The 16,250-nt window shown below is 65.7% G+C and carries 8 protein-coding genes; all 8 read left to right on the top strand.

Annotation, left to right across the window (positions count from 1 at the left end; translation table 11 throughout):
* The first annotated feature begins 5 nt into the window (after nucleotides 1-5).
* The 8 genes from aroQ (at nucleotide 6) to CGZ88_RS02480 (ending at nucleotide 16,055) form a co-directional block, all read left to right on the top strand.
* Nucleotides 6-467, top strand: coding sequence for a type II 3-dehydroquinate dehydratase (aroQ, locus tag CGZ88_RS02515; protein ID WP_026644284.1), 462 nt, complete (start codon nucleotides 6-8; stop codon nucleotides 465-467).
* Nucleotides 468-922: 455 nt separating this feature from the next.
* Nucleotides 923-6,130: a type I pullulanase gene (gene pulA, locus CGZ88_RS02510; protein ID WP_101670996.1), complete on the top strand. Its 5,208-nt coding sequence runs from the start codon at nucleotides 923-925 to the stop codon at nucleotides 6,128-6,130.
* Between the two features lie 283 nt (nucleotides 6,131-6,413).
* Nucleotides 6,414-9,215 (top strand): InlB B-repeat-containing protein, encoded by a 2,802-nt coding sequence (locus CGZ88_RS02505; protein ID WP_101670995.1) that lies wholly within the window; start codon nucleotides 6,414-6,416, stop codon nucleotides 9,213-9,215.
* Nucleotides 9,216-9,475: 260 nt separating this feature from the next.
* On the top strand, nucleotides 9,476-11,074 hold the full coding sequence (locus CGZ88_RS02500) for an alpha-amylase (RefSeq protein ID WP_101670994.1): 1,599 nt from the start codon (nucleotides 9,476-9,478) through the stop codon (nucleotides 11,072-11,074).
* A gap of 208 nt (nucleotides 11,075-11,282) precedes the next feature.
* Nucleotides 11,283-11,513 carry an ATP-binding cassette domain-containing protein gene (locus CGZ88_RS09170; protein WP_279324751.1) on the top strand — a complete coding sequence of 77 codons (231 nt, stop codon included), beginning with the start codon at nucleotides 11,283-11,285 and terminating at the stop codon, nucleotides 11,511-11,513.
* A 103-nt stretch (nucleotides 11,514-11,616) separates the two neighbouring features.
* Nucleotides 11,617-12,480: a helix-turn-helix domain-containing protein gene (locus CGZ88_RS02490; protein ID WP_165778686.1), complete on the top strand. Its 864-nt coding sequence runs from the start codon at nucleotides 11,617-11,619 to the stop codon at nucleotides 12,478-12,480.
* 52 nt (nucleotides 12,481-12,532) lie between these two features.
* A complete protein-coding gene (locus CGZ88_RS02485; protein ID WP_101670992.1) occupies nucleotides 12,533-14,194 on the top strand; it encodes a CTP synthase in 1,662 nt (553 codons plus the stop codon).
* A gap of 247 nt (nucleotides 14,195-14,441) precedes the next feature.
* Nucleotides 14,442-16,055 carry a L,D-transpeptidase gene (locus CGZ88_RS02480; RefSeq protein ID WP_101670991.1) on the top strand — a complete coding sequence of 538 codons (1,614 nt, stop codon included), beginning with the start codon at nucleotides 14,442-14,444 and terminating at the stop codon, nucleotides 16,053-16,055.
* The last annotated feature ends 195 nt before the right edge of the window (nucleotides 16,056-16,250 follow it).

Raw genomic sequence — 16,250 nt, 5'->3', positions numbered from 1 at the left:
TGGATATGGCCGAAAATGAGCCGGTCAAGGTGATCGTCGTCAACGGGCCGAACCTCGGTCGCCTCGGGGTGCGCCAGCCGGACGTGTACGGCAGGCAGGACCTCGAGCAGCTGCGCAGGCTGTGCACGCAGTGGGGCGAAGGGCTCGGACTCGACGTGGACGTGCGGCAGACCGACGACGAGGCGCAGATGGTGCAGTGGATGCACGAGGCCGCCGAGCAGCTCAAGGCGGTCGTCATGAACCCGGCGGCGTTCACGCATTACTCGTATGCGCTCGCCGACGCGGCGCACATGGTGCTCGACGCGGACATGCCGCTCATCGAGGTGCATATCTCGAACCCGGCGGCGCGCGACGAGTTTCGCAAGCGTTCGGTGATCAGCCCGGTGGCCACCGGCACGATCACCGGCCTCGGCTTCCTCGGCTACAAGCTCGCGCTCGAGGCCGTCGCCGAACTGACGAAGGGCTGAGCGCGTTCGAAGCCGGAGTGCATTTCCTGAAGTACGCGTATATCGCGGCGGACGACGTCGGGGTCCCGCAATAATCCAAGAGGATTGCGGGACCCGGACGTTTTTCGTCGTCCCACAGATACGGATGCCATCGGCGGTTTCCGAAGTGACTCCGGGTTGGCTGCCGCATGGGGCGACGATGGCTGAAGAGGCCCCAGCAAGGTGGTGGGGGAGGGAAAAGGGGGACGTGCATCGTCCACGCACGCGCGTTCCGGTGGATTTTTGCTCACAGCTGAGGTATTATGAGGGATGATTTCGCTGCAAACGTATGCACCATTCGTTGGCGAATGCCCCGGAAATCCTTGCATGATATGCAAGCGGGTCTGCATACATTGGCAAACCGGATGGGCGAGACGGCCGGCATCGCGATGCCGCCGGCGGACCTGGCCGGTCAGAGAAAAAGGGAATGACAACATATGGTGAATCAGCAGTTCCGCACTGCGATGCGCCGCACGACCGGGATGGGCGTGGCCTTCGCCATGGCCTGCTCGGGTGCGCTGCTCACGGTGCCGATGGCGGCCAACGCCGCCCCTGCCGACACGGGAAGCACGGCGCTTCCCGCGGCGACCGACGTGCAGGTCATCGCGTTCCAGCAGACCTGGAAGTCGATCGCGAAGGAGTGCACGAACACCTACGGGCCGCAGGGCGTCAAATACGTCGAGGTCTCGCCGCCGCAGGAATCGATCCAGGGCACGCAGTGGTGGACGAGCTACCAGCCGGTCAGCTACAGGCTCGATTCGAAGCTCGGCACCGAAGCCGAGTTCCAGGACATGATCGAGACCTGCGACGCGGCGGGCGTCGGCATCATCGCCGACGTCGTGCTCAACCAGACGACCGGTTTGGATGTCGCTGCAGGCGAGCAGACCGGTGTGGCGGGCACAAAGTACAACGGCTTGACCGGCGACTATCCGGGCTTCACCGGCGAAAACGGCCAATATCCGCAAGGTGTGACCGCCGCCGACTTCCATGACTACAACAACGGCGCAAGCGTCTCCGATTACAAGAACCAGCAGGAGGTGCAGGAAGGCCGCCTGAACTCGATGTGGGACTTCGACACGTCGTCGGCCAAGGTGCAGGACATCCAGTCCGACTACCTCGCCAAGCTCTACAAGATGGGCGTGCAGGGCTTCCGCATGGACGCGGTCAAGCACATCAACAACGAGGACATGAAGGCCATCAAGGACCAGATGGCCACGAAGGTTGGCAAGAACGCCAACGACATCTACTGGATCCAGGAAGTCATCGGCAATGCGAGCGAAGCGCCCGGCATCCAGCCGCGCAATTACCTGGAGACCGGCACCGTGACGCAGTTCGACTACAAGTCGGACCTCAACGCGAAGTTCAAGGGCAAGATCGCCGAACTCAAGGACCTCTCGGCGCGCATCGGCGACCTGTCGTCGAATCCGAACGCGATTGCGTCCAAGGACGCGAACGTCTTCGTGACGAACTGGGACACCGCTCGCAACGACGGTGCGATCACGTACAAGAACGATTCGATGTACGCGCTCGCGAACGCATTCATGCTCGCCTATGACTACGGCACGCCACGTCTGCTCTCCGACTACAAGTACGACGACAACGCCGCCGGCGCCCCTGGCGCGACCGAGACCTCGGTGCCGGACGTCGACTTCGACCAGGCGTGCTCGACGAAGGACGGCGACTGGAACTGCCAGCAGCGTTGGACGACGACGCGCGGCATGATCGCCTTCCACAACTACGTCGACGGCACGTCGGTCTCCGATTGGCAGGACGACGGCGCCAACAACATCGCGTTCTCGCGCGGTGACAAGGGCTTCGTCGCGATCAACAACTCGACCGAGGACAAGGAGGCCGAATACGCGACCTCGATGCCCGACGGCGAGTACTGCGACGTCTACGCCGTGCAGGACTGCTCGAAGACGGTCACCGTCTCCGGCGGCAAGGTCAAGACGACGGTGCCGGCGATGCAGGCCGTCGCGATCTACGGCGGCGCCACGAAGGCGACGCACCCGGCCTCCGACGTGGCCGTCGATCCGAGCACCCCGGACGTCGTGATCCCGGACACCACCGTCAAGCCGGACGACCAGACGACGACCGTCTGGTACAAGCCGACCAAGAAGTGGGACAAGGTCTTCGTGCACCACGGCGCCGGCAGCGACTGGACGGCCGCCCCCGGCGAGGAGATGGAAGGACCGGACGCGCAGGGCTACTACAAGAAGACGATCGACACCAAGGGCGAGGAGCACCAGATCTGCTTCAACGACGGCGGTAGCGACTGGGACAGCAACAACGGCTCCAACTACCTGATCGCCAAGGGCATCACGCAGGTCGGCGTCGAGAACGGCGCGCTCAGCGTGGGCAACCCGGAGGCGATCGGCGCGCAGACCCGTCTCGTCGTGCACTACAAGCCGGCGGCCGATGAGGCCACCGCGAACCGCGGCGTCTACGTCTGGGGCAAGGACACCGCCGGTGCCGACATGACGGCCGTGAACCATCCGTTCACCGGCGAGGATTGCTACGGCAAGGTCGCGGACCTCACCTTCGACGGCAAGTTCGAGGACCTCGGCTTCATCATCACGACCGAGGACTGGAACAAGTTCGGCGGCGACCGCAGCGTCACCGTGAGCAAGACCGGCACCGTCGAGGTGTGGGTCGACGGCACCGGCGACGCAAACGCGACGCTCACCGAGGCTCCCGCCGACTACAAGTGCAAGGCGGACAAGGTCGACGTGACCGTCCACTACATGCGCAACGACGGCCTGTACTTCGACGCCGCCGACGCCGACACGAAGGTCCCGCAGTGGGATCTGTGGATGTGGAACTCGAACAGCAACGGCTTCGCCGCGAAGTTCACGAGCCATGACGACTGGGGCGAGCTGGCCACGGCCTCCTTCTCCAACTACACCTACCAGGCTTCGAACGGTGACTCCGACTTCGGCCTGCTGCGCCGCTACGGCGTCGACGAGTGGAAGAAGAAGGACGGCTCCGACGGCGACATCAAGATGAGCGCCGACGCGCTCGTCTTCTCCGCAGACGGCACCGCGAAGGCCGAAGTGTGGCTCATGCAGGACGACCCGACCGTCTACACGGCGCGTCCGGCGCTCGGCGCCCGCATCTCCACGGCCGAGATCGCGCAGAACAACGCGATCGACGCGAAGCTCACGAAGCCGGCCGACGTCAAGGCGTCGGACGTCAAGGTGACCGACGCCGACGGCAACAAGCTCGCGATCGCCGACGTGAAGACCGACGGCACCGTCGTCACGGTCACGCTCAAGGACGACCTCGACCTGACCGCGAAGTACACGGTGACGATCGAAGGCTTCGGCTCCGCCGACGCCGTCGCCGGATCCGTCGTGCGCACCGACGCATTCGACAAGGAATACGCCTACGACGGCGACGATCTCGGCGCGACCTATAACGACGCCGGCTCCACGTTCAAGTTGTGGGCGCCGACCGCGGCGAAGGTCGAGCTCGTCACGTTCAAGGCCTCCGACACCGCCGACGCGCCCGAGGACAAGACGGTCGCGATGAAGCGCGGCGCCAAGGGCGTGTGGTCCGCGACCGAGACGGTCGCGCCGGGCACCGCCTACGTCTACCGCGTCTCCTTCGCCGACGGCACGAAGAACGACTCGCCGGATCCGTACGCGCGCGCATCGGTCGTCAACGGCCGCCGCTCCGTCGTCCTGTCTGACGAGCAGACGACGGTTGAAGGCTCCGACCGCATGGCCCCGTTCTCGAAGAACACGGACGCGGTCATCGCCGAGACCCATGTGCACGACTTCTCGAGCAACGCCAACTCCGGCGTCTCGGAAGCCAACCGCGGCAAGTACCTCGGCATGATCGAGAACGGCACGAAGAACTCCGAGGGCAAGGCGACCGGCGTCGACTACCTCAAGGAACTCGGCGTCACGCATGTGCAGATCCAGCCGATGTACGACTACCTGAGCGTCGACGAGACGAAGCCGACCGACGACAACAACTACAACTGGGGCTACGATCCGGAGAACTACAACGTTCCGGAAGGCTCCTACTCGTCGAACGCCGCCGATCCGAAGGCGCGCATCGTCGAAGCCAAGGAGATGGTCAACGGGCTGCATAAGAACGGCCTTCGCGTGATCATGGACGTCGTCTACAACCACGTCGGCGACGTCAACACGAACCCGTTCAACCTGACGGTGCCGGGATACTACTTCCGCTACCAGAACGGCTCGCTCGTCTCCAACTCCGGCTGCGGCAACGACACGGCGTCCGAACGTGCGATGATGCGCAAGTACATCGTCGATTCCGTCACCTACTGGGCGAAGGAATACAACATGGACGGCTTCCGCTTCGACCTCATGGGCCTGCACGACCTCGACACGATGAAGGCCGTGCGCGCCGCGCTCGACGCGATCGACCCGTCGATCGTCATCGTCGGCGAGGGCTGGGACATGAATACGACGATGGACAAGTCCCTCATGTCGATCCAGCCGAACGCCTACGAGCTCGACACCCACAACTCGACGGTCGCGTTCTTCAACGACTCGATCCGCGACGGGCTCAAGGGCTCCGTGTTCTCCGACGAGGACACCGGCTTCGCGACCGGCAAGGCGAACACCGAGCAGCTGATCCTCAACAACATGCTCGGCTGCCGCAACGGCGAGGAGTTCGACGGTGCGTACTGCACGAACGGCAACGCCAACGTCAAGTACGACAACGCGAACCAGATCGTCAACTACGTCGAAATCCACGACAACCTGACGCTCAACGACAAGCTCAATGTCTCGATGTTCGGCGCCAAGACCGACGACGGACTCGACGAGGGTCAGGTCGCGCAGAAGGTGGCCGCCTCGAAGCTCGCGAACTCGTCGATCTTCCTCGCCAACGGCATCTCCGAGATCCAGCTGGGCCAGGAGTTCCTGCGTTCGAAGGACGGCGATGGCAACAGCTACAAGAACGCCGCCACGAAGAACGCGCTCGACTGGGACCGCATGAACGACGCCGCCTACGGCGACAACGCCCAGTATGTGGCCGACCTCATCGCGCTGCGCAAAAAGACCGCCGCGTTCCGCATCGGCGACTACGACGCGATCGGCAGGAACTCGAAGGTCCTCAAGTCCGCCGATGGCGTCGTGGCCTACGAGATCTCCGACGACAGCGGCACCTACGTCGTCGCGCTCAACAACAACGCCGACGCGGTCGCGCTGCCGGGAGTCACCTCCGGCGACTACGGCGTGCTCGTCTCGAACGGCCGCACCTACCGCCACGCCCCCGAGGCCGCGGCGCAGGCCGACGAGGCCGTGCAGGGCGTCGACGCGTCGGTCGCCGGCGCGAAGATCGCCGTGCATGACGGCGACTCGGTCGTCGTGCCGGCCAACAGCGCGCTCGTGCTCGGCCCCGAGTCGGCGCTCGTCGACCCGGTCGAGCCGGACAACCCGGACAACCCGGACAACCCGGACCAGCCGGGCAATCCGGGCAACACGGGCAAGCCGGGACAGCCGGGCGCGAACGACCATGTGGACACGGGCTCCACGAACGCCGCCGGCACGGTGAGCGACATGGCTTCGACCGGTTCCTCGGTCGCCATCGTCATCGTCGTCGCGGTGGTCGCAATCATCGCGGCCGCGGTGCTGCTCGTGGTGAACCGCGAGCGCCGCTCGCACTGAGCGTCGGACGCTGACATGACGTCGTCCTCCTGAACGGCGTCACGGCAACCAAAAGCGGGCAGACTGACCTTCGGGTCCGTCTGCCCGCTTTCGCGTATGCGCCCGTCGTGCACGGCCATGCACCGGACACGCCGCGTGGCATCGAGGGCACGTTGCGTGGCAAGGAAGCAAACGTTGCGTGAATAGGGCCTGCGGATGCATCCCGGCATGCTATGCTTGTTCGCCGTAGGCGCAATCACCCGCGCCGTCCTTTTCCCCCAACGAGCGAACTTCGAGGAGAACAATGACCACCAAACTACGCGCCGCCATTGGCGCGGTCTCGGCATGCGCCGTGCTCATCGGCGCGCTCGTCGGCCCCGCCGGCGCGCAGGAGACCGATCTCGATGGACACATCACGAACGTCTACACGGCCGGCAACGGCATGGCCTTCCAGAAGGTCAGCCATCCCGAAAACGGCCTCGAGACGGCCGACGGCGTCGTCGACTACGTTGGCAACGGTGCGATCTCGGCCAAGGACAAGGGTCAGGGCGACCGCGGCCAGTCCTACAGCTACGCCGCCGAATCGGTCGGCGACTGGGTCTACATCGGCACGATGTACGGCGGCCTCGGCGTCCAGGCGATCCTCAAGGGCAGCCTGTCGGCCAACATGGGCATGAGCGTCGAGGAGGCGACCGCGCTCATCCAGACGCTCTACGCCGGCAACATGTACCTCGGCGAGCCGGACGGCAAGAGCGCCGGCGGCACGCTGTTCAAATTCAACGTGAAGACCGGCGAGACGCAGATCCTCATGTCCCAGTCCGAAGGCATCGAAGGCGGCAAGGGCGTCATCCCGACCTTCCGCAGCGCGTTCAAGATGAACGGCAAGCTGTACTTCGAGGGCATGGTCATGGACACGAACAACAAGGACCTGACCGCCCAGGAGATCGGCACGGCGATGGCGATGCAGAACGGCTTCCCGTGCATCTACGAGGTCGACCCGGCCAACGGCGACAAGCTGACGAAGGTCTACGACAGCGTCGACGCCGCCGGTTTCCGCGAACTTGTCAAGCAGAACGTGTTCACGTCGACGCGTGCGATCGGCTCGTTCAAGGACACGCTCATCGCCGGCGACCTGAAGCCGACCGCCGACGGCAAGGGCGCGGCCTACCTCGTCGCGTCAAACACGCCTTCGGAGCCCGGCTCCTACAAGGTCATCGCCGACATGGCCAGCTTCGACAACCTCCCGGCGATCCACCGCTCCGACGTCAACGGTGGCGGCGGCATCTACCAGGTGCTCGAATTCAAGGGCAAGCTGTACGTCGTCGTGTGCACCGGCAGCGTCGACACACGCAACGAGCAGACCGGCACCGTGCGCTCCTTCGCGATCTACGTCGGTGAGAACTCCGGCGACCCGACCGAGAAGGCCGACTGGACGTGGCGTCCGCTCGTCGGTGACAAGTCGAAGGGCGCGAAGTACACCTTCGGCCTCGACGCGAGCCGCGTGAGCGCCGGCGCGTGCACGCTGCAGATCTACAACGACCACCTGTACATCGGCGACTACAACGACGTCTCGAGCGCGCTGCAGGGCTTCGCGCTGCGCATGAACTTCGTGACACAGGCGACGAACCTCGAACAGTCGATCAACCTGTACCGCATGGACGCCGACGAAAACGTCGAAATGCTCGTCGGCGACCCGAACGAGACCTTCCCCGACGGCGGCACAACGGGCCTGGGCTCTGGATACGGCAACCACATGAACCAGTACACGTGGCAGACGACCGTGCACGAGGGCAAGATGTACCTGTCGACGATGAACACGACGACGCTGCTCGAGCCGATCGCGCAGTTCACGAACGGCGACATCCTCAACATGAGCGAGAAGGACTGGAACAACACCGTCCACTACCTGCGCACCTTCGTCGAGCTCATCCTCAACCGCGACACGGCGTCCGCTGCGACGCTTGCGTCCGAGGACGGCGACACTGCGCAGAACGACGACCGTCCGCGCTCCGACGACGCCGACGCGCTCGTCGACTGGGCGGTCAAGGCCGCCGACGCGCGCCTGAACGCCGCGACGCTCGCCGACATGGACGACGCCGACGAGGAGGCGCAGCACGTCACGCTGAGCGACGCGCAGCGCAAGGCGCTCGTCGACGGCATCAACGACGGCTCGATCGTCCCCGGCAGCCTGAACGACGAGGAGTCCGCCGCCCGCATGCTGCAGGCGAACGACCTGCTCACCGTGCTCGGCACGCAGCTCGACGAGAAGGCCTCTGAGGACTTCGCCGAGATGTACGAGGAGACCGAGCAGCTGCTCGCCGCCGCGCCGCAGATGCCTGAGAACCTCAAGAAGATCTACGAGACGCTCGTCAAGCTGCTCAGCGTCAACAACCTCAAGGCCTTCTTCAAGTCGCTGCCGTATCTGGCCAAATCGAAGCGCGGCTTCAACCTCTTCGAGATCAGCGAACAGGCCGACGGCGGCGTCAACGTGACGACCGTCGCCGACGACGGCTTCGGCGACCCCTTCAACCACGGCCTGCGCATCTTCGTGAACACCGATGACCATATGCTCATCGGCACCGCCAACCCGTTCTACGGCACCCAGCTGTGGCGCGTGGCGAACACGATGTTCCCGGTGCACGTCACCGCCGGCATCGGCGGCACCGCGAGCGCCGACCGCATGCAGGATGTCGCGCCCGGCACGACGGTGACGCTGACCGCGACGCCGGACGAGGGCTACCGACTCGCCGGCTGGAAGGTGACGAAGGGTGGCGTCGAGGTCGGCGCCGACGGTACCTTCGCGATGCCGGGCGAAGCCGTCTACGTGGAGGCCGTCTTCGAACGCGCCGACGGCGGCGACGCTAACGATCCCGGCGACACCGACGATCCCGGCGACACCGACAAGCCCGGCGACGCCGGCAAGCCGGACGCCACGCCTGCCGTGAAGCCTGAGGCGGACGGCGCACAGACGCCGTCGGACGCGACGACGACCCCCGCGGACATCGCGAGCACCGGCTCGTCGATCGCGCTGGCGCTTGCGGCGATCGCCGCTCTGGCGCTCGCCGGCGTCACGCTGCTCGCCTCAAAGCGCGCGACGCGTAACTGATTCGGCCGTCATCCGCACGCCGATGACGCGCGCATGACGACGCAGCGCGGATGACAAGCGCGGATGACAGGGGAGGAGGAAACCCACAGCGGGTTTCCTCCTCTTTTTGGTATCGATGTTCTATATCGATCATCAATCATCTTTTCCCTCCTTCCATCGATATCCATCCGCCTGCCGGCGATGTGACGCGCCACGCGCGGCCATGCGCTAGAGTGGGTGCGACGTCGTCGAGGTCGACGGCGGGAGGAAAGGCGGTCAACATGGCATACGGGAACAGGCGCGGGGCATCGATCAGGACGGCGGCGGCATGCGCATGCGCGGCGCTCGTCGTCGCGGCGGCACCGGCGTGCGGCGCAAAGGACACCGGCAGCGCGGCGACGACGAAACGCACCGACGTCGAGGTCATCGCGTTCCAGCAGCCGTGGACGTCAATCGCGAAGGAATGCACGAACACCTATGGTCCGGAAGGCGTCGCCTATGTCGAGGTCTCGCCGCCGCAGGAGTCGATTCAGGGCACGCAGTGGTGGACGAGCTACCAGCCGGTGAGCTACAAGCTCGATTCGAAACTCGGCACCGAAGCCGAATTCAAGGACATGATCGACACGTGCGCTGCCGCGGGCGTCGGCATCATCGCCGACGTCGTGCTCAACCAGACGACCGGCGCCGCGCACGACGGCGGATGGAAGGAGGGCGTGGCCGGCTCGAAGTACGATCCGACGACCGGCGCATACCCGGCCTTCACCGGCGGCCACGACCAGTACCCGCAGGGCGTCGATGCGAAGGACTTCCACGACTGGGAGCACGGCGCGAGCATCTCCGGGTACATGGACCAGCAGGAGGTGCAGGAGGGGCGCCTGAGCGGCATGTGGGACTTCGACACGTCCAGCGACAAGGTGCGCGACATCCAGACCGACTACCTCAAGAAGCTCTACAAGATGGGCGTCAAGGGCTTCCGCATGGACGCCGTCAAGCACATCAACAACGAGGACATGAAGGCCATCAAGGACCAGATGGCCGAGAAGGTCGGCAAGGATCCCGACGACATCTACTGGATCCAGGAGGTCATCGGCAACGCCGCGGAGGCGTCCGGAATCCAGCCGCGCAACTACCTCAACACCGGCTCCGTCACGCAGTTCGCCTACGTCTCCAACCTCAACTCGGCGCTGCGCGGCGACGTCTCGGCGCTCGCCGACCTCGGCGAACGCCTCGGCGACACCGGCCGCAACAAGTTCGCGATCGCCTCGAAGGACGCGAACGTCTTCGTGACGAACTGGGACACGGCGCGCAACCCCGGTCAGGCGATCACCTACAAGGACGGCGCGCTCTACGCGCTCGCGAACGCGTTCCTGCTCGCCTATGACTACGGCACGCCGCGGCTGCTCTCCGACTACCGTTTCGCCGACCGCGACGCCGGGGCTCCCGGCGCGACCGACACGTCGGTGCCGGCCGTCGACTTCGACGAGGCGTGTGCGGCCGCCGGCGGCGACTGGAACTGCCAGCAGCGCTGGACGCCGACGCGCGGCATGATCGCGTTCCACAACTACGTGCACGGCACGAAGGTCGAGGATCTGCAGGAGCCGGACTCGTCGCTGCTCGCGTTCTCGCGCGGCGACAAGGGCTTCGTCGCGTTCAACAACGGCGCAAAGGAGGTCACGCACGAGTTCGCCACGACGATGCCCGACGGCGAGTACTGCGACGTCTACGCCGTCGAGGACTGCTCGAAGACCGTGAAGGTGCGCAAGGGCAAGGTGCAGGTGACGCTTGCGCCGACCTCGGCCGTCGCGCTGTACGCGGGAGCGACGAAAGGGACGCACCCGGCCGCGTCGCGCGCCGTCGACCCGTCGACCCCGCAGTGGTGAGCAGAGCGTCGCAGTGGTGAACGAGACGTCGCAATGATGAACGAGGCGTTGCAAACGTTGCAATGACGCCGATGCTACGCATCGTTGCGTCCGCGGGCGCATGTGCCGGTGTCCGTTGCTGGAACGGCCGTGCATCGCCCCTCTAGCGTGGAGCCGTCGATACGGGAACGCCATCAGGGCATTCCCGCCAAGCAGATGGGAAACCACGATGACACAGCAGCGCACTGCGCAGCCGCGGCGCGCCGAAGCCGAGGGGCGCATGCCCGGATCGACGATCATCAGCGCCCGGGGCCTGACGCAGACCTTCGCCGGCGCCGGCGGCGACCAGAAGGTGCTCGACGGCCTCGATCTGGACATGCGCCGCGGCGACGTCACGGCAATCATGGGACCGTCGGGCGCCGGCAAATCCACGTTGCTCTATGCGCTCATCACCCGGTGAGCGACGTCGGCCGCGCCCATGCCGAGACAAAACAATATATGTCGTCAATGCACTCCAACACCACGGCAATGCAAGAAAATGCAAGAAAAGGAATAAGACATCCATGGATTTCACGACAAAACTCAAGGACCTGCGCAGGCAGTCGGGATTCTCGCAGGAGCAGCTCGCGAACCGCGTCGGCGTCTCCAGGCAGGCGATCTCCAAATGGGAGAGCGGCACCGGCCGCCCCGAACTCGAGAACCTCGTCGCGCTCGCCGACGTGTTCGCCGTCAGCGTCGACGCGCTGCTCGGCATCGCGATCGACCAGGCCGGCGGCGCCGGCGAATACCGCTACGAAAGCGTCACGAACTACGACATCGGGCAGGCCAAGCATTTCGACATCGACTGCGGGTCGCTCTACGCGTGCACGGTCCGCGGCTACGACGGCGAACAGCTGCGCGTGCGCGTCGTGTCGAATACTGTTGCGACGCTCGCGCGGCATTTCAAGGTCTCGATTGACGACCGCCCGAAACGCCTCGACGTCGTCGTCAACCGCGGCCCGGGCATCAGCGAGACGCTCGCCAAGGACGACGTCTCCGTCGTGCTGTCGGTGCCGCTGCGCTACGTCACGACGATGGAATGCGCGGCGAAGGCGTACGAGGTGGAGGTGCACGGCCTCGACTGCGCCGGCGTCGAACTCGACGTGCGCACGCAGCGGCTCACGCTCGACGACGTGCACGCGCACGTCGAGGTGAACTGCAACCTCGACATGGACATCGCATGCCTGTCGCTCGACGGCCGCGTCGACGTCAACCAGCTGTCCGCGACCTCGCGAATCACGGTGCCGAAGGACCGTCCGCTCGCCGTGCGCACACGCGGGCTGCGCACGCGCACGATCGTGGGCGCGGGCGTGCATGTGGACGAGGATTCGCCCAACGTCGTCGAGCTCAACGGCGTGGCGAGCGAGCTGATCATCGAGGCGAGATGAAGCGGAAACGCCTTCTTGTGCATGTCACGACGCGGCGATACCATGAAGACCCATGGCAAGAAGACAACATGGCAATGCTCAGGAACACGTCACCAAGCACATCTTCGTCACCGGAGGCGTCGTGTCCTCCCTCGGCAAGGGACTGACCGCATCCTCCCTCGGACGCCTGCTGCGCAGTCGCGGCATCCGCGTCCTCCAGCAGAAGCTCGATCCGTACATCAACGTCGATCCGGGCACGATGAACCCGTTCCAGCACGGCGAGGTCTACGTGACCGAGGACGGCGCCGAGACCGATCTTGACATCGGCCACTACGAGCGTTTCCTCGACGTCTTCCTCTCGCAGAAGGCGAACGTGACGACCGGCCAGATCTATCAGGAGGTGCTGCGCAAGGAACGAGCCGGCGAATACCTCGGCCAGTGCGTGCAGGTCATCCCGCACATCACCAACGAGATCAAGTCGCGCATGCGCGCGCAGGCGTCGGACGACGTCGACGTCATCATCACCGAGATCGGCGGCACCGTCGGCGACATCGAATCGCAGCCCTTCCTCGAGGCCGCGCGCGAGGTGCGCCGCGAACTGGGGCCGGAGAACTGCATGTTCATCCACGTCTCGCTCGTGCCGTACATCGCTGCTGCCCATGAACTTAAGACGAAGCCGACGCAGCATTCGGTCATGATGCTGCGCCAACTCGGCATCGCGCCGGACGCGCTCGTGCTGCGCAGCGACCGTCCGCTCAACCAGGGCATCAAGGACAAGATCTCGCTGATGTGCGACGTCGACCCCGAGGGCGTCGTCAACTGCGTGGACGCCGCGAGCATCTACGACGTGCCGAAGGTGCTCTTCGACGAGGGCCTCGACACTTACGTCGTGCGCGAGCTCGGCCTGCCGTTCCACGACGTCGACTGGGACGAGTGGGAGGACCTGCTCGAGCGCGTGCACCATCCCAAGCACGAGGTCAGCATCGCGATCGTCGGCAAGTACATCGACTTGCCGGACGCCTACCTGTCGGTGACCGAGGCCATCAAGGCCGGCGGCTTCGCCAACTGGGCGAAGGTCAACGTCAAGTGGGTCGCGGCCGACCGCTGCGAGACCGAGGAGGGCGCCGCCGCGGCGCTCGACCAGATGGACGGCATCGTCATCCCCGGCGGCTTCGGCATCCGCGGCATCGACGGCAAGATCGGCGCGCTGCGCTACGCGCGCGAACACAAGCTGCCGGTGCTCGGCCTGTGCCTCGGCCTGCAGTCGATGGTCATCGAATACGCGCGCGACGTGCTCGGCATCGAGGACGCCGGCTCGACCGAATTCGATCCGGACTGCCCGAACCCGGTCATCGCGACGATGGAGGAGCAGAAGGACATCGTCGCCGGCAACGGCGACATGGGCCACACGATGCGTCTGGGTTCGTACCCGGCGGAGCTGCTCGAGGATTCGCTCGTCGCCCGCCTGTACGGCACGACCCACGTCACCGAACGCCACCGCCACCGTTACGAGGTCAACGTCGCGTACAAGGACCGGCTGCGCGAGGGCGGCCTCGTCATCTCCGGCCAGAGCCCGGACGGCGAGCTGACCGAATTCGTCGAGCTGCCGCAGGACGTGCACCCGTTCTACGTCTCGACGCAGGCCCACCCCGAGTTCAAGTCGCGCCCGACGAAGCCGCATCCGCTGTTCGCGGGCCTCGTCAAGGCCGCGCTCGACCATCAGGCGCAGCGCTGAGCATGCCGGCGCGCCCGCGCATCCCGAGCGCGCCGCGCATTCCGCCTACTCCGCGCACTTCATGCACTCTGCCGGCCGGTTCCCGCATGCGATCTTCTGCGGGGACCGGCCGGTCGGCAGTGGATGCGCCGGGCGGATATACGCCAAACGTGGATGTTTTGTCATCATTCGGCCGTGAAGCTCGCCATGTTCACGACCTTCCCCTATTATCGAAGCGAATCATCGTATTTTTCGTACAAGGAACTCTATGTCTTTTCCCAATGGAAACCATGGCATGGGCGCGGATGGGGACGGCTTCCGCGCGAATCCCGCAGTGCCGCCGGCGCCGCAGGTCGACGAACTGGCGATCGCTCAGCAGGATCCCGAGACGGGCAAGCGCCGCCGCGTATGGCCGTGGGTCGTGCTCGGCGTCGCCGTGCTCGCCGCGGCTGCGTGCGGCGGGACCTACGCCTATTTCCAGAACCGCGCGCTGCCGGGCACGACGCTGTGGGGGCACTCCGTCGCCGGCAAGAACGAGCAGCAGATCGCGCGCATGATCGATGACCAGGTCGCCGCCGTGCAGGTGCCCGTCACCTATGAGGGCACGCAGGCGACGATTGACGCGGCCGACCTCGGCATCGACGTCGACGCGGACGCGATCGCGAAGCAGGCCGTCGACGCCAAGCGCGACGGCACCTTCTGGACGCGCTACCTGCCGTGGGAGCGCCGCGACGTCGCCCCGACGATCACGCCCGAGACCGATCCGACCGTGCTCGACGCCAAGCTCGGCACGAACAGCGCGAAGCCGGTCGATGCCACACTCAAGCTCACCGAGGACGGCACGCACGTCGAGACCGTCGCCGGCGCGAACGGCTCCGGCGCCGACGCGAAGGCCGTCGCCGACGAGGCCGTCGCCGCGATCGAGTCGCTCGGCTCGCACGGCGCGAAAACGGTGACGCTGACGATGGACACGATTGAGCCGAACGTGCCCGACGCGACGGCCGATCAGGCCAGGGACGCGCTCAACCGGCTCATCGACGCCAAGGCCGGCGTCGCGATCGCGGGCGAGAAGGTCGCGACCTTCTCGCCGGAGGCGATCCTCGACGCCTCGCGCATCGAGCCGAACGAGGAATCGACGCTCAAGGACGGCGAGACGCGCGCCGGCGTCGTCGTCTTCGACGCGAACAAGCTGCAGAGCCACTACGACGAGGACATCAAGCCGCACTACTCGACGACCAAGGAGGACCGCGAGGTCATCGTCAACAACAACGACGAGGACGTCGTCGTCCTCAAGGAAGGCCATGACGGCGTGCGCATCAAGGACGGTGCCGACGCGCGGATCGGCGAGCAGGCCGCCAAGGCCTTCGCCGCCGGCGACGGCGACGTGACGGTGGATGGCGAGGTCGATCCGATGGTCGTCAAGAAGACGAAGCGCCACGTCGTCGTCGACCTGAGCGACCATAAGGTCTACGCCTACGAGAACGGCAAGCAGATCAAGGCCTTCAACATGTCCGCCGGTCAGGGCAACGACTACGCCACTGGCGCATGCCAGCCGAGCGGCGACCTATGCACGCCGCTGGGCGACTTCGAGGTCTGGCTCAAGTACCCGTCGCAGCACATGAGCGGCACGCTCACGCTCGCTGACGGCACGAAGGAGACGTGGGACGCGCCCGACGTCGGCTTCGTCAACTACTTCTCGAAGACCGGCTGCGCGATTCACCGCATCGCCACCGAGACGCCGTACACCGACGCGCAGATCGCCGCGATGGGCGCGAATACGTCGCACGGCTGCGTGGGCATCGGCTGGGACGCCGCCGAATGGTTCTACGACTTCGCCGTGCAGGGCGCCGACCACGGCGTCACCGTGCACGTCCAACAGTAGGCTGCTCTTCGCGGCCCCACGCGCATCGCAGGCCGGGACCCCACAGGGTTCCGGCCTGCCGCCGTTTTCGTGGACGTCGCGGTGCGCGGCGGATGCGGCATGCGGCGGCCGCGAAACGCTCTGGCGTGTCCATACACTGTCCGTTACCATGTAATGCGGAACAACCAAGAAGAACGAGAGGCGGCGACCTGTGGC

It is taken from the genome of Bifidobacterium anseris (genome assembly GCF_002860345.1).
GTDB lineage: Bacteria > Actinomycetota > Actinomycetes > Actinomycetales > Bifidobacteriaceae > Bifidobacterium > Bifidobacterium anseris.
This window is presented reverse-complemented; position numbering and strand designations above follow the sequence as displayed.

Bases quoted from the DNA above. Each gene is read 5' to 3' on its own strand.
- CGZ88_RS02485 (WP_101670992.1), top strand. From the start codon at position 12,533: ATGGCAAGAAGACAACATGGCAATGCTCAGGAACACGTCACCAAGCAC.
- CGZ88_RS02490 (WP_165778686.1), top strand. From the start codon at position 11,617: ATGGATTTCACGACAAAACTCAAGGACCTGCGCAGGCAGTCGGGATTC.
- CGZ88_RS02480 (WP_101670991.1), top strand. From the start codon at position 14,442: ATGTCTTTTCCCAATGGAAACCATGGCATGGGCGCGGATGGGGACGGC.
- CGZ88_RS09170 (WP_279324751.1), top strand. From the start codon at position 11,283: ATGACACAGCAGCGCACTGCGCAGCCGCGGCGCGCCGAAGCCGAGGGG.
- CGZ88_RS02505 (WP_101670995.1), top strand. From the start codon at position 6,414: ATGACCACCAAACTACGCGCCGCCATTGGCGCGGTCTCGGCATGCGCC.
- aroQ (WP_026644284.1), top strand. From the start codon at position 6: ATGGCCGAAAATGAGCCGGTCAAGGTGATCGTCGTCAACGGGCCGAAC.
- pulA (WP_101670996.1), top strand. From the start codon at position 923: ATGGTGAATCAGCAGTTCCGCACTGCGATGCGCCGCACGACCGGGATG.
- CGZ88_RS02500 (WP_101670994.1), top strand. From the start codon at position 9,476: ATGGCATACGGGAACAGGCGCGGGGCATCGATCAGGACGGCGGCGGCA.